15 protein-coding genes are annotated in these 22,155 nt (G+C 27.0%); 9 read left to right on the forward strand and 6 right to left on the reverse strand.

Translation table 11 applies throughout. The features are described from left to right. Positions 1-298 precede the first annotated feature (298 nt). Both I1A51_RS01070 and I1A51_RS01075 read left to right on the forward strand, forming a co-directional pair. Positions 299-3,199 (forward strand): sensor histidine kinase, encoded by a 2,901-nt coding sequence (locus I1A51_RS01070; RefSeq protein ID WP_196890530.1) that lies wholly within the window; start codon positions 299-301, stop codon positions 3,197-3,199. Positions 3,200-3,209: 10 nt separating this feature from the next. After that, entirely contained in the window at positions 3,210-3,962 is a 753-nt protein-coding gene (locus tag I1A51_RS01075; RefSeq protein ID WP_196890531.1) for a LytR/AlgR family response regulator transcription factor, read from the forward strand. Here I1A51_RS01075 and I1A51_RS01080 read toward each other — a convergent pair. Together I1A51_RS01080 and I1A51_RS01085 are read right to left on the reverse strand one after the other, a co-directional pair. Continuing rightward, positions 3,959-6,379 (reverse strand): YfhO family protein, encoded by a 2,421-nt coding sequence (locus I1A51_RS01080; protein WP_196890532.1) that lies wholly within the window; start codon positions 6,377-6,379, stop codon positions 3,959-3,961. The two genes, I1A51_RS01075 and I1A51_RS01080, sit on opposite strands and share 4 nt — an antisense overlap. 7 nt (positions 6,380-6,386) lie before the next feature. Continuing rightward, positions 6,387-6,782 carry a DUF4834 family protein gene (locus I1A51_RS01085; RefSeq protein WP_196890533.1) on the reverse strand — a complete coding sequence of 132 codons (396 nt, stop codon included), beginning with the start codon at positions 6,780-6,782 and terminating at the stop codon, positions 6,387-6,389. 2 nt (positions 6,783-6,784) lie between these two features. Here I1A51_RS01085 and I1A51_RS01090 point away from each other — a divergent pair, with 2 nt between their 5' ends. The 3 genes from I1A51_RS01090 (at position 6,785) to I1A51_RS01100 (ending at position 9,746) form a co-directional block, all read left to right on the forward strand. Further along, positions 6,785-7,843 (forward strand): transporter, encoded by a 1,059-nt coding sequence (locus I1A51_RS01090; protein ID WP_196890534.1) that lies wholly within the window; start codon positions 6,785-6,787, stop codon positions 7,841-7,843. 77 nt (positions 7,844-7,920) lie between these two features. Further along, on the forward strand, positions 7,921-9,039 hold the full coding sequence (locus I1A51_RS01095; protein WP_196890535.1) for a GNAT family protein: 1,119 nt from the start codon (positions 7,921-7,923) through the stop codon (positions 9,037-9,039). Continuing rightward, complete coding sequence (locus I1A51_RS01100; protein WP_196890536.1) at positions 9,039-9,746, forward strand: 16S rRNA (uracil(1498)-N(3))-methyltransferase; 708 nt, start codon at positions 9,039-9,041, stop codon at positions 9,744-9,746. The genes I1A51_RS01095 and I1A51_RS01100 overlap by 1 nt, the downstream gene beginning before the upstream one ends. A 120-nt stretch (positions 9,747-9,866) precedes the next feature. Here the strand turns inward: I1A51_RS01100 and I1A51_RS01105 are convergent, their stop codons facing one another. From I1A51_RS01105 to I1A51_RS01120, 4 genes are all read right to left on the reverse strand, one after another. Further along, positions 9,867-11,930 carry a T9SS type A sorting domain-containing protein gene (locus tag I1A51_RS01105; RefSeq protein ID WP_196890537.1) on the reverse strand — a complete coding sequence of 688 codons (2,064 nt, stop codon included), beginning with the start codon at positions 11,928-11,930 and terminating at the stop codon, positions 9,867-9,869. 166 nt (positions 11,931-12,096) lie between these two features. Next, positions 12,097-13,446 (reverse strand): hypothetical protein, encoded by a 1,350-nt coding sequence (locus I1A51_RS01110; protein ID WP_196890538.1) that lies wholly within the window; start codon positions 13,444-13,446, stop codon positions 12,097-12,099. 19 nt (positions 13,447-13,465) lie between these two features. Then, positions 13,466-14,914, reverse strand: a complete 1,449-nt coding sequence (locus I1A51_RS01115; protein WP_196890539.1) for a hypothetical protein — start codon at positions 14,912-14,914, stop codon at positions 13,466-13,468. Beyond that, complete coding sequence (locus I1A51_RS01120; protein WP_196890540.1) at positions 14,915-15,646, reverse strand: hypothetical protein; 732 nt, start codon at positions 15,644-15,646, stop codon at positions 14,915-14,917. A 226-nt stretch (positions 15,647-15,872) separates the two neighbouring features. Here I1A51_RS01120 and I1A51_RS01125 point away from each other — a divergent pair, with 226 nt between their 5' ends. From I1A51_RS01125 to I1A51_RS01140, 4 genes are all read left to right on the forward strand, one after another. Beyond that, on the forward strand, positions 15,873-16,484 hold the full coding sequence (locus I1A51_RS01125; RefSeq protein WP_196890541.1) for a response regulator transcription factor: 612 nt from the start codon (positions 15,873-15,875) through the stop codon (positions 16,482-16,484). Next, entirely contained in the window at positions 16,471-19,323 is a 2,853-nt protein-coding gene (locus I1A51_RS01130; RefSeq protein ID WP_196890542.1) for a sensor histidine kinase, read from the forward strand. Before I1A51_RS01125 ends, I1A51_RS01130 begins: the two co-directional genes overlap by 14 nt. Before the next feature lie 121 nt (positions 19,324-19,444). Then, positions 19,445-20,641 carry a glycosyltransferase family 4 protein gene (locus I1A51_RS01135; RefSeq protein ID WP_196890543.1) on the forward strand — a complete coding sequence of 399 codons (1,197 nt, stop codon included), beginning with the start codon at positions 19,445-19,447 and terminating at the stop codon, positions 20,639-20,641. Then, the gene (locus tag I1A51_RS01140) at positions 20,638-21,915 is read left to right on the forward strand and encodes a glycosyltransferase (RefSeq protein WP_196890544.1); all 1,278 of its coding nucleotides are present in this window, start codon (positions 20,638-20,640) and stop codon (positions 21,913-21,915) included. Before I1A51_RS01135 ends, I1A51_RS01140 begins: the two co-directional genes overlap by 4 nt. The last annotated feature ends 240 nt before the right edge of the window (positions 21,916-22,155 follow it).

A 22,155-nucleotide genomic window follows, 5' to 3' on the forward strand; every position in this document is an offset into this window, starting at 1 on the left:
TTCAGATTTAAAAAAGAGTAATTTTTATAACTCTTCCAAATCACTAACATCTCATTTTAGTTAAAATAATATCAATAATTCATTAAAATCAATTTATAAGAACGATATATTTAATTTTATTTTCTAGTTTGTTAAATATAAAGCAATGTTTTAGTATATTTGGTTTTCCTTAAGGGTATATCTAGCTAATTTTATTTTTAAAATGTGAAATATGGGGAAAGTTAAAGGCTGAAAATAATATTAGTCCAAACAAAAAATTGCAACAAATACGATTTATAAGGAATTATAATCAAACCAAATGAAAACGTTATTATACAGCATCATTACCTTACTCTTTTGTGTAAGTAAGATGGGGTTTTCTCAAATATCAGGCATTACAAAGTACACGACAAACAACGGCTTATCAAGTAATACTGTATATGATATTGTACAAGATGAGAATGGCTTTATTTTACTTGCTACAGATTATGGATTAAGTAAATTTGATGGTAAAAAATTTGTCAATTATACTATTGATGACGGACTTCCTGACAATGAAATTTTATATTTCTATAAAGATTCTTATAATAAAATTTGGCTGATTGGATTCAATGGAAAAGTTGGATATTACCAAGACGGTTGTTTTTATAATTCTAGAAATAATGACATCTGTAAACAATTGGTTTTTTCGGAATTTATTTGTGATATGTTCGAAGATAGTCAAGGAAATATTTGGTTTGCAGAATTTGATGAAGGAATAAAAAAACTTTCTTCTGATGGAATTGTAAGAGAAGTTTATTCAGAAGAAATCTTTCATAATAAAGTTGGAAATAAAATGTATTTCATCGAAAATAAAAATGATGATGTTTTATTAGCAACTGCAAGAAGAGACTCTGTTGTTTCTCTAAATATTTCAAAAAATCACCACTACTGGAAAAGTGAAAAATTTAAAAATATTAAAGAATATAGCTTTAAAAAACTACAAGATAAAAAAGCTGCATTATTAACCGATTTTGATCAAAATTCACAAAAGGTTTTTCAAACAATTCAAGAGGATATTGATAAAAGACAAAAAGGATTTCATCTTTTTAAATTAAGAGAAACAAATTCCAAATATTGGATTACAAATATTATGGAAGGTGTTGCTATAATTGATAAAGCAACTTTTCAAAAAGTAAAATATTTAGAAGAAGATCAAACTACAAAATCATACCAAGATAATGAAGGAAACATTTGGATTGGAACAAAAGCAAATGGTGTTCTTTTGGTTACAAACCCAGAGTCTTCCTTAATTCGTTTTAAAGATATTGCAAAACAAAATTTACATAGTATTGCAACTTTTCATAAATTTTTAGCTTTAGGAACAGAAAGTGGTATCATTCAAATTTTAGATACAACAAATTTTAAAATTGTCAAAGAAGTAGATTTAGACGATTTAAAAATTAAGAATAAAGTACAACAAATTAAAAAATATAAAAACGATATTTATTTCATTTGTGAGCATTCAATTTACAAAGCAGATACTTTATTTAAAAATAGAAAAATTGAGAAAATTTTAGATGTCACAAAAGGTTATAGTAAACTTTCAAATATCAAAGATGCATCTTTTTTAAATGATGTTTGTTATACTTCACATACATATGGTGTTGGAGCTTTTCATTTGAAATCCAAAAAAATGGAAATTTTCAAAAAAGGTCGAAGTACTTCTATTTATGCACACAATAAAGATTCTATTTGGATTGGTGGAACTTCTTATTTTAGTTTGTTTAATGACAAAGGAGAATTGATTAATAAACGTAAAACAAGTAATATTACAAACATTCAGAAATACAATGATTCTACGATTATAATTGGAACGAATTCATGTGGTTTTGCTCTTTTAACAAAGGAAAAAATAAAATACATTGATAAAGATAAAGGTTTGGTAAATAACTTTATTAAATCTATTTATGTCGATGAAAATAAGAATATTTGGGTTTCTACAAACAACGGAATTAACAAAGTAAATTTAGACTCTAATTTAAATCTTTCATCTGTGAAACATTTCACTGTTTCTGAAGGGTTAAATTGTAATAATGTTCGAAAAACCTACATTTCAAAAGACAAACTTTATGTTGCTACAGGAGAAGGATTTAGTGTTTTGAATATTGATACACCAGAACAAAATAAATTTCCGCCTAAAATACATTTAAACAAAGTTTTGGTCAATAATTATGAAACAGATTTCGAAACAGAACAAATTTATAATTTCGATCAAAACGATTTTGAGTTTGATTTTTCAGGAATTTCATTTTATAGTTTAGGAAATATCACATATAAATATCGTCTTTTAGGCTTGGAAAATGAATGGCGAGAAACAAGCTCAAGTAAAATTCGTTACCCTGCTTTGTCTCCAGGAAAATATACGTTTGAAGTTTATGCTATTTCAAAAAGTGAACTTCCTAGTACTAAAATTGTACAATTAGCTTTTAAAATTAAAAAACCTTTTTATTTAAGTTATCCTTTTATCATTGCGGTTGGAAGTATAATTTTATTTGTGGCTCTTTATTTTTACAATCATAACAGAAAAAAAATCTTGATTCGAAATAAATTAAATAGCTTAAAATTTCAAGCTTTAAATGCACAAATGAATCCTCATTTTATCAATAATTTATTGTCTTGTATTCAAGAATTAATCGAAGATGGAAATAAAAGAGAAGCAATTCATTATTTACAAAAATTTTCAGATTTAACGAATTTAATTCTACAATCTACAAAGTCAAATTTGATTACATTAAGCCGAGAATTAAAAATCGTCCAACTTTATTTAGATTTAAAATTAATCCGTCACAACCATGCATTTTCTTATAAAATAAATACCGAAGAATTAATCAAACATGATTTATTCGATATCACAGTTCCTCCACTTATTTTACAGCCTTTAATTGAAAATTCTATCATTCATGGAATGCAATCAAATCCAGAAAATGGAAAGATTGATATTTCATTTGAAGCACAAAAAAACAATTTTCTAATTTGTAAAATAAAAGACAATGGAATCGGGATGAATTTTTTTAATAAAAGAAAAGGAATTTCACTTCAAAATATCAATGAGCGATTAAAAATCATTAATGATTGCCCGAAAAACGAAAATTTAATTAACATCACAAATATTTATGATAAAAATCAAAAATTAAAGGGAACGCAAGTTACCCTCAGAATACCTTACCTCACAATATAATACATAAAACATGATTAAGTCTATTATTATTGAAGATGAGAAACACGCCGTGAATCATCTCAGCAATTTAATCAAAAATCATTTTTCTGACAGAATTGAAATTCTAGCAGAAAGTGATACGATTTCAAATGGAATTTTATTAATCGAAGACTTAAAACCTGATTTAATTTTTTTAGATATTCAATTAAAAGACGGAACTGGTTTTGAGCTTTTAGATAATGTAAAAAATAAAATGTCTTTTGAAGTAATTTTTACTACAGGCTTAAAAAATTATAAAGAAAAAGCCTTAGACTATTTTGCATTTTATTACTTAAATAAACCAATTGATCAAGAAAAATTTAAAACAGTTATTGACAATTATTTATACCGAAAAACAGCCTTTGATTTAGAAAAATACTTAAGTTTTAAACAACAAATTGAATCAAAAAATGTAATTTCTCTTCCTGTAAATGGCGGATTTGAAATTCAGCAAATTGGAGATATTTTGTATTGCGAAGCTGATGGAAGTTATACCAAATTTCACATAGCAAATGGAAAAACTCACATCAGTTCTACTAACTTAAAAAAGAATGAAGAAATTTTAAAAGAACATATGTTTTATAGAATTCATCGTTCTTCTTTAGTTAATTTAAAACACATAAAATCTTATAATGCATCCACTGGAAAAATAATTTTATCTAATAAAAAAACTCTTTTAGTTTCGGCTAGAAACAAAAAGAGCTTTTCACAAATATTGAAATTAATGGTCCACACCATCAATTAATTTTTCTTTCTTTTCTCAACAAAAAACCAACCAAGTGGTATTAAAATTAATAAAGCATAAGAACTTAATGTAATTGTATTTCCTGTTTTGATAACTTGCGGTTCGAACTTGAATTCTATCGTATGTTTTCCTTCAGGAACTACAATTCCTCTCAATACATAATCTGCTCTAAAAATCGGTGTTTTTTGTCCATCTACATAAGCATTCCATCCATCTTTATAATAAACTTCTGAGAAAATTGCTACCTGAGGTTTTGTAGAATTTGATTCATAAATCAATTCGTTCGCTTTGTATTTTGTCAAAGAAATTGTCGCTGTAGAGTCTTTTACGATTTGAATTCCTTCTAAATCTTTTTTAAACCTTTCATCAACAATTGCTGTCGTTTTTGAATTAAAATCTGTTAAAGCTAAAATTTCTGCATTTGCATCTTTCACAAAGTCAACTTTGTCTACAAACCAAGCATTTCCGTTTGCATTTGGATTAATTTGAACTTGTGGACGACCATCTTCTGAAGGGAAAATAATATATTTTGTATTTAACATATTCAGAACTTGTTCGTTGTTCTTTGAAATATGATAATCAAATAATTCTTGATATCTTCCAGGTTTTGCTGCATGATATCCTCCAATCGAATTATGGAAATAAGAAGTACTTCCATCGTTCATTGGATTTACCATAAAATTCGCAACTCTAAAATGAGATTTATCTTTTAAAATTTCTTTATCTACAACAGAAGGTTGAAAAGGTTTTTCAACTTGTCTTGCAGCAATGAAATCATGCTCATTTACATATCTTGAATCTACACCTACTAAATCAAATAAAACAATTACGAAGAAAACGATGTAAACAATATTTTTTCCAATTTTTTCTTTCACAAAGAACCAAAGTGTTGCGGCTGCAATTAAAACTAAAATTAAAGTTCGAACACTATCTTGGAAGAAAATACTTTTTCTATCTGAAATTACAGCATCTGCAAATCCAGGTAACATTTGATCATATCTTTGGTCTAATGCACTTTCAAATGCAAAGAAACTTGTTCCAAATAAGGTGAAAAATAAAGCGATTCCTCCAGTAATATAAACGCTATATAATAAAGCTTTTTGTTTTCTTTCTTTAGAAACTTCTGATGAAAACATTTCTTTTAAAGCTAAAATTCCAAGAAGAGGAACAGCTAATTCTAAGATAACTTGAATTGATGAAACTGCTCTAAATTTATCATATAATGGCACAAAATCAATGAAAATATCTGTTACAAACCCAAAATTCTTTCCCCAACTCAAAATCAAAGAAAAAATACTTGTTGCAACCAACCAGTATTTAATTCTTCCATCTACCATAAAAATTCCTAAAACAAAAAGGAAAATAATTACAGCTCCAATATAAGCTGGCGCTGCAACAATTGGTTGACTTCCCCAATAAGTTGGTGCGTTTGCAGCAAATTCTTTAGCTTGTCTTGGATCAATTCTTTGGCTTAAAAAACTATATAAATTAGAATCTTCACCAATATTTTCATTATTTGCTCCTCCCATAAATCGAGGAATAAATAAATCCATTGTTTCTAATTTACCGTAACTATATTGTGTAATATATTCTTTAGATAAACCTTGACTTGCTTCTTTAGGATTTCCTTCAGGATCCACAGTTAATTCACTTGCAGAACGTGTTGAAAACTTCGCATATTCTTGGGTTGCTAAAAGACTTGTTGCATTCACTCCTACAGCAATAATTACCGCAGGAATTAAAATTCCGATTTGTTTTACAAAATTTGGAAGCTTATTATCTTTAAATGCATCCACTAAATAAACGATTCCCATTATAAGAACCATAAATAAAAGATAGTAAGTCATTTGTGGGTGACTTGCATTGATTTCCAATGCCATAGCCAAAGCAGTTACGACAAAACCGAGTAAAAATTTATTCCTAAAAACGAGTAAAATTCCTGCCAAAACCATTGGCATATAGGCAATAGCGTGAGCCTTAGCATTGTGTCCAACTCCAAGAATTATGATAAAATATGTGGAAAATCCAAAGGACAGTGCTCCTAAAATTGCTAGTTTGTAATTGACTTTTAAAGCAGATAAAAGAATAAAAAATCCAAGAAAATAAAGGAATAAATAATCTGCTGGACGAGGTAAAAAACGTAGAACGGAATCTAATTTTTTAATATAATCATTCGGATAATACGTACTTAATTGATAAGAAGGCATTCCTCCAAAATTCGAATTTGTCCAGTACGGTTCTTCACCATATTTTGCTCTATAATCATAGATTTCTTTAGACATTCCTTGGAATTGTTGTATATCACTTTGGAAGAGTTTTTCACCTCTCAAAACTGGATAAAAATAAGCCAGGGAAACGATTACAAACACAATGATTGCGATAATCGACGGAAAAAAGTTTTTTAGTTTTGTACTCATAGAAAATTTAGTCTTTCACGTCTTCGTAATCTACATATTCACCGAAGTCGTCATTCAATTTTTTATCTTTTTTATTTGGTTTCTTATCTATAGTTGTCTCTCCTACTTTCGATTTTTTATGTTCTTGATAGTGTCTTTGTTGTCTAGGATGTCCAGCCTGTTCACGCATTTTTTCCTGTAATTTTTCCATTGCTTTTTTAGCTAAAATTGGAAGGAAAATTCTCTTGAACACCTTTATTACATAATACAAAACAATAATAATCAAGATGACCTTCACAACTCCTACTGCCGATGCTTCTTGTATCATAATATTTAATTTATTTTCAAAAGTAATAATTTGCAACGAACTTAAACCGTTTAAAGTATATAAAATCTTATATTTGGCGCAATAAAAAAACATCATTTATGAAAAAAATTTGTTTGTTACTTTTATTATTTATTGTACAAACAATTAATGCTCAGTACACTGAGGTTATTAATGCAAAGTTTCCAGGAAGTTCTGAAAGCCCCTATTCCGTTGGTACAAAAGTTTTACAAGTTGAAGGTGATTTGTTTTATGATAATTATGCAGAAAGTAATTATCAGCAAACCAATAGCTTTGGTTCTAATATTTATGTTCGTTATGGTCGTTTTTTAGAGAATTTAGAATTTGATTTAAATCTGACTTTACAGCATTCTTCTGTAAAATTCCCTACACAATATATGGATGATTATAATGTGTTTGGTTTAAGAGAATTAGTAATCGGAGCAAAATATTTAGTTTATAAAAAAGAATATAAAAATATTCGTTATGAAGAGATTCGAAGTTGGAAAAAATTAACTCGTACAGATTTTTCAAGATTGATTCCCTCCATTGGAATTTATGCTGGTTTAAACACCAATTTTGTCGCAAATAAATTTAAAGAAGAAGGAGATGCACTTAGCCCCCGAATTGGTATTTTACTTCAAAACACATTTAATGACAAATTAAACTTAATTACAAACATATATGGTGATAAAATTACTTCGAAAAATGCAGAATATTTTTATGTAATTGCAATGACTTATGCTATTGATCTTAAATGGTCTTATTTTATAGAAAATAAAGGTGTTTTTAGAAAAAAAGGGGGAAGATTATTATTTTCTACAGGAGCAGCTTATTTGTTTAATGAAAATTTACAGTTTGGTGGATATGTTAGATCTAATTTCGATACAAATAGATCAAATTTCACAATTGGTTTAGGTGCTGCTTGGCGTTTGGATAAACACGTAGAAAAGAAACCAACAAAAGAAGAAGAAGAAAAGAGAAAGAAAAAGGAAGAAGAACAAAAGAAAAAAGACGAAGCAAAAAAGAAAAAGAAAGAACAGCGACAAGCTGAAAAAGATAAAAAGAAAAAAGAAAGAGAAAGAGAAAAGTCGAAAAGAAAGGGTGCACGAAAGAAAGAAAAACGAAAAAATAAAAAGAAAAAGAAAAAAAAGAAGTAGATTTAAGAATGTTGAATTGATGAAGTTTTACTAATAATAGTATTTTGAATAACTTCGCAAAAATTTAGATTATTTCGATGATTACTATTAAAGAAATGAAAACGAAGAAGGAAATGAAGAATTTTGTAAAATTTCCTTTCGAATTATATAAAAATAATGCTTATTGGGTTCCGCCAATTATCAATGATGAATTAGCTAGCTTGGATAAAACTAAAAATCCAGTTTTTGAAAATGCTGAAGCTCGCTATTTTGTAGCTGAAAAGAATGGAGAAATTGTTGGTAGAATCGCTGCAATTATCAATTGGACAGAAGTAAAAGTACAAGAGAAAAAGAAAATGCGTTTTGGATGGTTTGATGCCATTGATGATGTTGCTGTAACAGAAGCACTTTTAAACAAAGTTTCTGAAATAGGAAAAGAAAATAATTTAGAGTTTATAGAAGGTCCTGTAGGTTTTTCTAATTTAGATAAAGCTGGGCTTTTAGTGAAAGGTTATGAGGAATTAAACACGATGGTAACATGGTATAATTTCCCATATTACAAAGAACATTTCGAACAACTTTCTTTTGAAAAAGCAGAAGAATGGATTGAGTTTAAGTTTGATGTTACAGATATCATGACACCAAAATTAGAACGATTCTCTAAGTTAATTTCTGAAAAATTAGAATTAAATCTAATTGATTTTAAATCGACAAAAGAAGTGCTTCCTTATGTAGATGCAATGTTTGGTTTAATCAATGATACTTATTCTAGCTTGAGTACTTATGTTCCAATTGCACAATCACAAATTGAACATTACAAGAAAAAATATATCAGTTTTATTCATCCAAGTTTTATCAAATGTGTGGCAGATAAAGATGGAAATCTAATTGCTTTTGGAATTACAATGCCTTCTTTTTCGAAAGCTCTACAAAAAGCAAATGGAAAACTATTTCCTTTCGGAATTTTCCACATTTTAAACGCACAAAAAAATAATGATAAAGCTGCTTTTTATTTAATTGGAATTAAACCTGAATATCAAAGCAAAGGAGTTACTTCTATTATTTTCTATGAATTCTATAAAACTTTCATTGAAAAGGGAATTAAACATTTAGAAACAAACCCAGAATTAGAAGATAACGTTAGTGTACAAGCTCTTTGGAAAAATTTTGATACAGAGTTACACAAAAGAAGAAGAACGTATAAAAAAGAGATATAATGCAGTTATTTTATAATGAAACATTAGAACAAAATGCTACGCAGTTTGAGTTCGACAAAAACGAAAGCAAGCATATTGTTCGTGTTTTACGTAAAAAAGAAGGAGATACATTATATATCACAAATGGAAATGGTTTTCTTTTTGTTGGTAAAATCACTTTTGCAAATGATAAACATTGCATGGTTTCTATTGAAGAAATTATCGAAAAACCAAAAACTTGGAATTATCATTTACATTTGGCTGTTGCTCCAACAAAACTGAATGATCGTTATGAATGGTTTTTGGAAAAAGCTGTAGAAATTGGTGTGGATGAAATTACGCCAATTATCTGTGATCATTCGGAAAGAAAAGTGATTAAAAAAGAAAGAATGGAAAAAATTATTCTTTCTGCAATGAAGCAATCTTTGAAATATACTCTTCCAAAATTAAATGATCCAATAAAGTTAAGTCAATTTTTAGACAATGATTTTGAGAGTCAAAAATTCATTGCCCATTGTGAAGAAACAGAAAAAGTTTTATTGAAAAATTCTTTGAAAGAAAATAAAGATACTTTAATTCTTATTGGACCTGAAGGAGATTTTTCAACCAAAGAAATTGAAAAGGCAATTTCGAAAAACTTTAAACCTGTAAGCTTAGGAAATTCTAGACTTCGTACTGAAACAGCCGCAGTTGTGGCTTGTCATAGTGTAAGTTTTTTTAATGAATAAAATCCTTAAAAATATTTGATAAAAAAGCACTTCTTATTGAAGTGCTTTTTTTGTCATAAAGACATTATAAAAAATTGTATCAGAAAAAAAGCTTAAAACTATTTTTCTTTAAGTTATTTTTTAATTCTTTAAAATCTGTACAAAATTCGTTTTTTCATTTGAAGTTATTTGAATAAAATAAACTCCAGATTTCAATGTAGAAATGTCTATTTTTTCTTCGGAAATATTCCCTTTTTTAGAAAATACTTTTTTTCCTAAAACATCTATAATTTCAATCTTTTGAATTTCTTCTTTTGCAGAAATTTTTACAAAATTATTTGCTGGATTTGGATAAATAGTTAATCCATCAATCGTTATTTCTTCTATTCCAACCGAAGCATCAATAGTTGTAAATTCATATAATTCTGTAAAATCACTCCAATTTTCATTTTGACATTTTTGACGAATTTTAAATTGATAAGTTGTATTTGCTTCCAATTCGGTAAAAACAGGAATTTCAAATGAAGTATTTCCATGATTTGTTGCAACTTCTTCTACTTGTTCTTCTGTTTCTTTTTTATAAATATAATAATGGAATTTTGAAGCTTCATTTTCTAAAGTTAAATTCACCATAGCAGAATTATGTGAAATATTCGAAAACGAAATCTCTAAAGGTTTTTGACAAGGTATACCATCTGTCGTAAAAGAATACAAAGCTGTCCATTCACTAAAATTATCAGGAATTGCGCATTGTCTTCTCACTTGAATAGAATAATTTGTATTAGGTTCTATCATTTCTCCGCCATAAGGTAAATTGAAATTATTCAAGGAAGTTTCTACATACTGATATTTGATTAATTCATTTGTATCTGTTTTGAATAATTTATATTCATATCCATAAGTTGGGTTACTTGCATCAAAAGATACAAAAGCAGAATTGTGTGTAATATTTCCAACAGACAAAAATGTTGGCATTTGGCAAGCTCCAGATGTTGTAAAATAGAAATCATCTGACCAAAGACTATTTTCTGAAGTTGCACAAGTTCTTCTGATATTAATTCTATATTCTGTAAATGATTCTAATGTATTTAAACTTGAAGGAATCGTAAACGAATCTTCTGTAGAATCAAAAACATATTGCTCAACCATTTCTCCTGTAATATTATTATATAATTTATATTCATAACCCAAAACAGAAATCGTTGCATTCATATTTGCAGTTGCAGAATTCGATGTAATATCAGAAAAAGTAACTCCAACTGGCGTTTCACAATTACTAATTGTCGTTCCTAAAATTTCAGAAGGTTCACTGTAAGAACCATTACAATTTTTCGCCACTTTTATTTTATATTCTGTTCCTGGCTGAATATCATTATTCGAAAAAGTAAAAGCGCCATTTACAAAATTATCTGTGTGATTTCCATAATTTCCCACAACTGAATTATCTGAAAGATCTATTACATTTAAATGAAAAGAACCTACTTCTTCAAAAGAAACAGAAAAACCATTTGTAAATGATTCTACAATTTGGAAATCAGCTGGTGGCATACAAACATCTTCTGTAGTAAAATTTTGATACCAATTTGTCCATTCACTATAAACTCCAAAATTATTCTCTCCACATTCTGATCTAAATTTGATTCCATAATTTGTATTTGGATCTAAGGAAATATAATTACTTAAATCAAAAGTTCCTGTTGTAGAACTTCCCAACATTAAAATTTCTCCTGTGTCATTATTTTTTAAATGAAATTCTAAAGCATTCCATGATGGATTAAATTCAATATTTACTGTTGCATTATTTGTAGTAATATTTGAATATAAATTCTCCGTAATCGTAGGCTCTTCACATGGATAAACATTGCTTGTTTCTGAAACAACTTCTACCCAATCACTTACATTTTCATTATTTCCACACCATTGACGCACTTGAATAATATAATTTGTATTTGGCTGCAAACTTGAATCCTGAAAACTAAAAATTCCATTTATCATGTTTGAAAAATTATTAAATGTGTAGAATTTTTGACTCGAATCTGCTTCTAATAAAACTCTTAACTGAAATGCTTCTGTGTCTCCATCTCCTTGAAAAGCAACTTCAAAACCTGTAGCGTAGGTTTTAATTACATTCAGATTTGTTGGCTCATTACACGCAGATATTTTCAATATTAGCATAAAAAATAATGAGAATAATAGTTTTTTCATCTTTTGATTTTTTTATTTAATTTTTAGCAAAATTACTTTCTAACAACCGCATCTTTTTCATCCAAAATGGGTGATTTTAATACAAAAAAAGCCTATACTAAAAAGTATAGACCTAGATTTCTAAGAATAAGAGAAACAAATATTTTAATAAAAACTCTAAAAAAAATTACTTTACCTTATCACAACTTAAAGCGCCAACTGGCCCTGTTGTATATTGTTTTAAATACGAATCATATTGTCCACCTCCTTGATATTTTCTTATAAATCCAAAATTTCTATGTCCACATCCTTCATCACTTTTATACAATACATTTCCTTCTATATATTTCCCTTCTATATTCCCATAATCATCTTTTAAAATCTGCCAATCTAAAGTGATAATTACCTTTCTAAAATCTACATCAGACCAATTTTTATTTCTTGCCCATAAACGAATTTGCTGTAACATTTCAGCTTCCAAATTCGCATCCTTTTTTACTGCTGTTGGAACTGGTTTCGATTCCAAAATTTTCTGTGTAATTTCTTTAGACATTTTCCCATAAATTTCTGTTCCAGCAGAAGCATCAAACTGAAAATAACCTGAAAAATATTCTTCTTTTTGTTTCATTTCTCCATTTGTCAATGCAACTCGAATTTTATATGTATCATTATCCAATCGCTCACTCATTCTTTTTAATAAAAACTCTGCTCCCAAAGCATTCATTTCATTATTTCCCACATCATTTGTCAAAATTTGAAACACAACATAATTTTTCTCCAAATCTTTCTCCGTCAAATCTTTTACTGTACATTGATTAAAAATCTCATTTTCTTTTGGTAACAAATCTTTTTCATGTTTATCCATTCCTATACAAGCCCAATAATTCATTCCTCCATAAGCATCTTGAAAAGAATTTGTCAAATCATATAAATATCCTTTTGTTTTCAATGGAAGTGGCAAATATGCAACTGCCCAAATTTCATCACCAACTTTAAATTTTGTTTTTATTTTTGATATATCTTCTTTTCCTACTTCTGGTTTTTCAGAGAAAAAAACAATTTTACCTACATTTTCTTCATGAAATTTTGAAGTTGGATTTTTCACAAAAAACTCTGAGTTTTCAATGGTTTCTTTTTTATTTGACAAACTCTTCATTTCTGCCATAAATCCACTTTTAATTCCTAAAGCTTTTTTCCCTTTTTTCAACTCTTTTTTAGTTAATCCTAAAGCGAATTTATTCGAAATCATTCCTTTTTTATCCAATTCTAAAAGAGCTAAAACACCTTTATATTTTGTCAAAACCAATCGATTCTCCTTAGATTCAAATCGATTTTCATGATTGCCAATTGGTTTAAAAATTGCTGTTTTATTTCCGTTTGTGGTTTTAATTTCAGCTTTTAAACTTCCATTTTTTCTTTTTAAAATCTCTAGCTTTTTAATTCCTGTTCCTGAAACGAAATAAGATCCTGTTTCAAAACTTTGTGCATAATTTATCGTTGTCATTATTAAAAATAACATCAAAACATAAAATTTCATTTGCATTTATTTTAATTGATTATCTTTCTTCTAATTGCCAACTTGAACCATCTCCAAGTTTATAATGTGCAGTTCTTTTGTATTTCAGCATTGATTTTTTTGGTAAAAAAGCTTCACCATTTGACCATTTTGTTTCTGGAACATTTCGAAACATCCAAAATAAATAGGTAAAAGTTGGAATGTCCGATTGAAAAATATCGAAATCAATATCTGTTTCATAGCTTTTTAAAATCAAGAAAAACATAAACTCTTTAAAAACAATCGAATTATTTGCTTCTATAAAACTCGTTTTTTCAAATAAAACCCGATCAATCTGTGATATTTCTAGTAAATGTTTACAAATTTCACCAAACCAACTTTCTTTATAATTTTCAATTTCTTTTCGTAAATTTTCTTGAAAATTCGTTTCATGTTCTCTAATAATTTCTTCTAAATCTTCTTCTCGTATTGTTAGTTTTGCTTGTGCTGAAAACTTCAATAATCTTGTGTTTTTCTTCACAATTGCTCCAATAAAATCAACAAGTAATTTCGATTCATCTTCATCACAATACGTAAAAGAAAGTTGTGTTTGATTATTTGAAGATAACCAACGGTTTTTAGAAGTAAAAAAAGAAATTTCAGCTTTGGTTGGAGCTGCTTTTAAAAAATCGAAAATCGTCGCATTTTTATTGTTTAATCTTGCTTTTATAAATTCTATATATCGTGATTCAGCAATCGATTTTAAAACTGGATTATCTTTTAAAGCATCTAAAGCTTTTTCGATTTTCACTTCTTCAAAAGATTCTAAATAAGCATAAATAGAAGTTATTTCATTTGCATTAAAATCAGAAAAATCTACTTTTTCTTTTATCTTTTCAAAACCATATTTCTCCAACGCTTCTGAAGCTTCAACTTGTAATTTTTCTCCATCAAAAATAAATTTCAACTTCTTTACTTTTGTTTCTAAAATTTCATACAAACAAAGGATATTTTGATCACAATAATTACTTATTCCTTCATGTGTTTTCTCAGGATATATAATTGTCTCAGAAATACTCGTCTTAATTTTTTTTCCTTTTTTAGAAAAAGTAATTTCTTCTATTTTTTTAGTAAATCCATATGTTTTTGCGTCTTGTAAGTAATCTCTTTCTATATCTTTTAAAAACATAGGAACATCATAGATTTTCACTTGTAGCAATTTATCTTTTTCAAATCGATATTGAATCTTTGTATTCTCAGGAAAAGTTTGAGAAAGAGCGAAAAGGTTCTCGTCAAAATCCAAAGAATTCTCTGCTTGTTCTATTTCTGTTTCATTTTCAATATCATAGCAAATTTCATCGTTTTTTAAGATAAAAAATGAACCTCCAGATGTTCCATAACTTGTTATAATTGGACAAGAATAATACACTTTATTTTCCTTTAAAAATGGATTTATCGCATCTGAAATATTTTGAATAATTTCATCTTTTGTAAGAGTTCTTTCAGTCATTTATTCAAAACTTTTAAATGTTACATCCACTATTTCTTGTTCAACTCTTGCAGCTTTTTTCAACAAAATCTCATCTTCTACAAAAAGAATTGGCACTTCTTTTTTTCCTTTATAATTGGCTGGAATAAAATCTCTTTTTGGATTCGGAACAAAACCGAAAGCTCCTACTCCATCATTTTCTGTATAAAATATTTTTTTATCGTTTTGATCAAATAATGAAGTTTTTAAAGTGAATAGTTCAATTCCAATATTATTATTATTATTTTCCAAAGAAACTTGAATATCACGATCGCCTCTTCTATGATTATAATTTAATAATTTTACTTGCCATTTGATATTGGAAATCACAGCAAGTTTTTTCTTATAAAGTTGATTTTTCTCCTGATATTTCACAAAATTCCCAAAATATAAATCGTAATTATTCTCCCCAATAATCTCTTTTATTTTTAATAAATCTTGCTCCAATGGTTTTACTAAAGAAAAAATAGAATCATTATATTTTATTGCTTTTTCAAAACTAAAATCAGAACCAATTTTTGCAATTTTAAACTCTAAAGCCAAACTTTTAGCTGTTTCATAACTTTTCACCAATTCACAATTTGCTTTTTTTGCTCCCATCCAACATTCTTCAGTTATTTCTTCTGTTTCTTTAATTGTATCTTCTGTTTTGGAAGAATTTTTACAAGCGATAAATGCAAAAATCAAACTACTTATCAGGAATTGTTTTTTCATTTTAATTGGTAAAATTTAAGTTTTTAGAAAATTTAAAAAGAAAAAATCTTCTCTTTTTCTTTGTGACAAAATTAGTTTCTATCAACATTTCCTTTCTAATACTTTTTGGGTGATTTTTTATAGAAACTGAAACTTTTTTCATTGTCTTTCTTTTATTTATTTTAATAAAATCGCAATTCTTAAATTCTAAAAAATATATCTTTGCTTTCATAAAATCTGTTAGAAAATGAAGACAAGAGTAGTTATAATTGAAGACAATGAAATCCTTTTAGAAAGTTTTGAAAATATTATTAATTCGGATGAAAGATTTGAAGTTGTGGGAACTTTTGGTGATTTCGAATCTGCTTTTTCTAAAATGAAATCATTAGAGGCTCAAATTGTTTTGTCGGATATTGAACTACCTAAAACCAACGGAATTGAAGGTGTCAAAATCTTGAAAAAAAACTTTCCTAACTTGTTAATCATTTTGATTTCTGTTCATGAAAACTCGAATTTCATTTTTGATGCTTTACGTTTTGGCGCAATTGGATATTTAACAAAAAATACTTCTCCTAAAAAACTTCTAGAAGCTTTAATTGATGCTAAAAATGGAGGTTCGCCAATGAGCAGCAACATTGCTAGAAAAGTGGTAAATTCCTTTAGAAATCCTTTGACAAATGAGCTTTCTTCAAGAGAAAGTGATGTTTTAAGACTTTTAGCAAAAGGAAAAACATCAAAATCGATTGCAAACGAATTGCATATTTCTATCAATACAATTAAAACACATACAAGAAATATTTATGAAAAATTGCAAGTGAATAGTAAAGACGATTTAATTGATAAGTATGCAAACTTTTAATTCTTCTTTCCAAAAACATCTTGTTTTTTTAAGCTTTTTCTTCTTTATTTTTTCTGTAAATTCTCAAACTAATTTTAGTAAAAATTATACGGTAAAAGAAGGTTTAGCACATGATATTACTTATCAAATGATGAAAGATTCTTTGGGTTTCATTTATATCGGAACTGACAATGGAATTTCAAAATTTGATGGAAATACATTTCTAAATATTCACAATAAAAATGGCTCCAATTATGTAATTGATTTTTTTCAAAACGAAGAAAATTCACTTGTTTTTTGCACTTGGGGAAGTGGTTTACATCAATTAAATATAAAATCAAAAAAGATTCGAAATCTTCAAAATACACCTTTAAAAATCAGTGGAATTAAACCAATTTCGGATTCTTTAATTTATATTAATAATTACAATTCAAACTTCAGTTTATACAATTATTCTAAAGAAAAAATTGAGCGTTTTCATCTTTATAAACACGAAAATAAATATTTCACAGACACCATTGTACGAACAAATTTTCAACATATGGAAACAGAAGAAGTTATTTTAGATGGAAAAGTAATTCTTTTGGCAGATTATAAATTTCATGAAAATGAATTGGATAAAGTTTTGCAATTTGATATAGAAACGAAGAAAATTTCACCACTTTTTCCAAAAATTAAACAACCAATTCATTCAATTTTTAAATCTAAAGAAACCATTTATTTGTCTTCTAAAAATTCTATTTTAAAAGTTGAAAACAACGAAATTAAAGAGCAAATTACTTTTGATTTATTAAAAAATAAAAATATTTACGATTTACAGTTTTATAAAAATCACTTTTACTTTTTAGTTTTTGATATTGAAGCTGGTGAACGAAAATTATATTCCTATCATTTAGATTCTAAAAAGCTTTCTAATATTTCTAATTTAATCGGAATTTCAAGTATGATTTCTGACTTTTTGATTGATGAATATGATAATATTTGGATTTCCACTTATGGAGAAGGAATTTTCTATTTTAAAAACTCTAAAAATCATTTTTTTGGAAAAGAAGTTTTTGCAGAGAAGGAATTAAAAGAAATTCTTTTTTATGAAAATTCATTTCTAATTATTTCTCCAAATAATCTTTATGAATTTAAAAACGATGCTGTTTTAGATAAAATTTCTTTGCCTTATAATGGAGAAAAAATTCAAATTGATGCTAAAAATCAAAAGCTTATTGTTACTTCACAAATTTCTTACAAAGGAAAAAAATATAAAAACTTAATCATTCAAAACGCAGAAAGCAAATCGTTTTATTTTCAACATAAAGATCATGAAATTGTTATTTTAAAAAATCAAATTTCAATTCAAAAAGACGGAAAAGAAATTCAAATATTGTCTAACAATCGAAAAAAAAGAATAAATCATGTTTTAAAAGAAGGCAATTTTTTATATGTTTTATATGAATTTGAAGGTTTGGTTTGTTATGATTTAAATTCTAGAAAAATAAAAAAGCAATGGAATCAATTTTATGATTTAGAAACGATAAAATATGTGGATTTTTTTATTTCTGAAAATGTAATTTGGATTGCTACAACAAAAGGACTTTTTAAAATTGAAAAAGAAAAAATCTTAAAAATTGAAGGATTAGCAAATGATAATATCAATGATATTACCATTGATTCTTTTGGAATTGTTTGGGTTGGAAATCAATCTGGATTAAATGTTATTAAAAATGAAAAAACATATGAAATTGGAGAAAATGCATTGCAAAAATCTTCCATTATTTCTAATATTTTAATTCATCAAAATAAGGTTTACGCTACAGGAAACAAAGGATTATTCGTATATAAAAATGACGAAGAATTTCAGCCAAAAAACAATTTTGATTTGTTTATAAAACAAGAAAAAAATATATTCTATTTTAAAAAAATAAACTTCTTAAATCAGCATGATTATATTATTCAATATCAATTAGATGATTCTAAAAAATGGAATTCAATTGATAATAAACTTTCAAAAATTGATTTTAAAAAATTAGAAGCAGGATCGCATAAAATTTTATTTCGTTTTCGAGAAATTTCTGGAGATTGGAAATATGGAGAAAAATTTGAATTTCAGAATGATTTTTCTATTTATTTTAAAGCAATTCCTGTTTTACTTTTATTTATTTTTATTGCTTTAGGATTAAATTATCACAAAAAAAGAAAGCTTAAAAAATCGTTTCATCAGAATATCGAATTAAAAGAAGAACTTTCTTCAGTTCGTAAGAATTTAGCACAAGATTTTCATGATGAATTAGGAAATAAAATTGCGAATATTTCAATTCTTTCTTCAATGTTAGAACAGGAAATTGACAATAATAAAGATCGAAATAAAATAAAAAAAATTAAGGAAGAATCTTCTGATTTATATGAAAATGTAAAAAATATGATTTGGCTTTTCAATGAAGAAAACCACACTTTTAATGAAGTTTTTTTCTATTTAAAAGATTTTGGAGAAAATTTATTTGAAGATTCAGAAATGGATTTTCATACAAAAATTGAAGAAACAAATTTCACTTATGATTCGATTTCATTAGTAAAACAAATTATGTTGATTTTTAAAGAAGCAATGACCAATGTTTTAAAACACAGCGAAGCAAAAAATGTTTATTTTTTAGCAGAAACAACTAAAAATTTTATTAGAATTTCTTGTATTGACGACGGAAAAGGTTTTAAAATAGATGAATTAAAACGTAAAAATGGATTGAAAAATATGCGAATTCGAAGTGAAAAAATGGATGCAAAATTAGAGATAAAATCATCCGAAGAAATTGGAACAACGATTCAATTAGAATTGGAAATTGAGAAAATAAATCAGAAAATCTCGCTTTTATAGATATATAATTTCAAAACTTTTTTTGTTTCTATATCTAAATCAATGCAATATAAATTTCGTTATTTCATGATATTCTACCTATATTTGTTATCAAAGTCGTAGGTAAAAAAATAAATATTTTATGAGGATTGGAATGATTCTGGACAATACTTTTCCTCCAGATCCAAGAGTAGAAAACGAAGCAATTTCTTTAATTAAAAATGGATTTGAAGTTTGCTTATTTTCTCTTAAATATAATGATGAACCGGATTATGAAATCATAAATAAAATTCAAGTTTATAGATATGTTTCTTCCACTTTAAATTACAAGCTTTCTGCGTTAGCGTATACAGTTCCTTTTTACACAAATATTATGAGTAAAAAAATTGCTCATTTCTTAGAGGAAACAAACGTAGATGCGATTCATATTCATGATATGCGAATTGCGGAGGCTGTTTTTAGAGCAAATTCTAAGAATTTACCAACTGTTTTAGACTTACATGATAATATGCCAGAAGTGATGAAATTTTATCCTCACTTACAGAAATTTCCTGGAAAATATATTATTTCACCAACAAAATGGAAACAGAAAGAAGAACTTTTTATTCGAAAAGCGACGAAAGTTATTACAGTTTCACAAGAGTTTATTGACGAAGTTGTACAACGTGTAAAAATTCCAAGTTCTAAAATTCTTTTAGTTCCAAATACAGTACGAAAATCATTTTACCAAAAAGCAGTAATTGAGCAAGAAATTGTAGATCGTTATCGAAATGATTTTGTATTACTTTATCTTGGAGATACAGGTTTACGACGAGGATTACAAACAGCAATTGCTGCAATTCCAAAACTGAAAGAGATCATTCCAAATATTAAATTGGTTATTGTTGGTACAAATACAACAGATTATGTTTTAAAACAACAAGTTGCCGATTTAGGAATTGAAGAATTTGTAGATTTTCAAGGTTGGCAAAATGTAAAATTATTTCCTTCTTATATTATCGCTAGTAATATTTGTATTTCACCGCTAATTCGAAATATTCAACACGATGTAGCATATGCAAATAAATTATTTCAATATATGAGTTTTTCAAAACCAGTTTTAGTTAGTGATGCAATAGCACAGAAAAGACTTGTAGAAAGAACAAAATCTGGTTTAATTCATAAAGAGAAAAATCCAGAAAGTTTTGCGGAAAGAGTAATTAGTATGTATGAATATCCAGAGCTTTGTAAGTCTTTTGGAAAAAATGGAAAATATTTCATTGAGAACGAATTTTGTTGGGAGAAAACTTCGGAGAAATTAATTGATTTATATAAAAGTATAGAAGAATCAAATTCATGAAAAAAGCTTTAATTATCACTTATTATTGGCCTCCAGCTGGAGGGTCTGGTGTACAACGTTGGTTGAAATTCGTAAAATATCTTCGTGATTTTGGAATTGAACCAATTATTTATACCGTTGAAAATCCAGATTATCCATTAACTGATAATTCGCTTCAACAAGATATTCCTGAAAATATTGAAGTTTTAAAACAGCCTATTTGGGAACCTTATAAACTTGCTTCTATTTTTTCAAAAAAGAAAAATGTCAAAACAAATGCTGGTTTTTTATCTCCTAAAAAATCATTTTCCTCTAAAATCATGACCTATATTCGAGCAAATTATTTTATTCCAGATGCTCGAATGTTTTGGATTAAACCATCGATTTCTTATTTAGAAAAATATCTAAAACAACAACCTGTCGATTATATTATTACGACTGGACCTCCACATAGTTTGCATTTAATTGGTTTGGGTTTAAAAGAAAGATTAAATCTAAAATGGATTGCAGATTTTCGAGACCCTTGGACGAATATTGATTATTTTCATCAATTACCTTTAACTAAAAAAGCAAAGAAAAAACATCATTTTTTGGAAGAAAAAGTTCTGAAAAAAGCTGATAAAGTTTTAGTTGTAGGGAAAACAATGCAAAAAGAATTTGAGCAATTTTCTAATCAAGTTTTTGTTATTGAAAATGGTTATGATTCCGAAATTTCTAAAGATGAAAATATTAATTTAGATTCTTATTTTTCAATTACACATATTGGACTGATGAATTCAGATAGAAATCATCAAATTCTTTGGGAAAGTTTACAAGAATTAATTTCAGAAAACACAGATTTTGCAAAAAATTTTAAATTAAAATTGATAGGAAAATTAGATGCTTCTGTTCATTCAGATATTCAAAAATATAATTTAGAAAAATTTGTAGAATTCATCGATTATTTACCTCATGATAAAGTGATTTCATATCAGAAAAATTCACAAGTTTTATTACTTTCTGTAAATAATGTACCGAGTGCAAAAGCAATAATTACAGGGAAAATCTTTGAATATTTAATGGCAAAACGTCCAATAATTGGAATTGCGCCAGAAGATGGAGATTTGGCAGAAATAATTCGGGAAACAAATAGTGGAAAAGTTGTAGGTTTTAAAGATAAAAAAGCTTTAAAAGAGTTGATTTTAAATTATTTTCAAGAATATCAGAAAGGAAATCTACAAGTTAATAGTAAAAATATTGAAAAATACCATCGAAAAGAATTAACTAGGAAAATGGTTTCAATTATCAATGACTAAAAAAAATTCTTTTTTTAAGTATAATTTTACTTTTGAAAAATACTTTATATAACAATTCCATGCGCAAAAATGCAACATGGAATATTGTTATGAAAATTAATATTTTACAATTCAAACAGTAGTAAGCTTAGAAAAAGAATAAAAAGTAAAATTTAATCAACTTTCAAATTGTTAAGTACTAATAAATTCTTGTTTCATAATCTCAGTATTTCTATAAGATTTATTTTGACACAAGAGACG

It is taken from the genome of Aureivirga marina (genome assembly GCF_015767265.1).
GTDB classification, from domain to species: Bacteria; Bacteroidota; Bacteroidia; order Flavobacteriales; family Flavobacteriaceae; genus Aureivirga; species Aureivirga marina.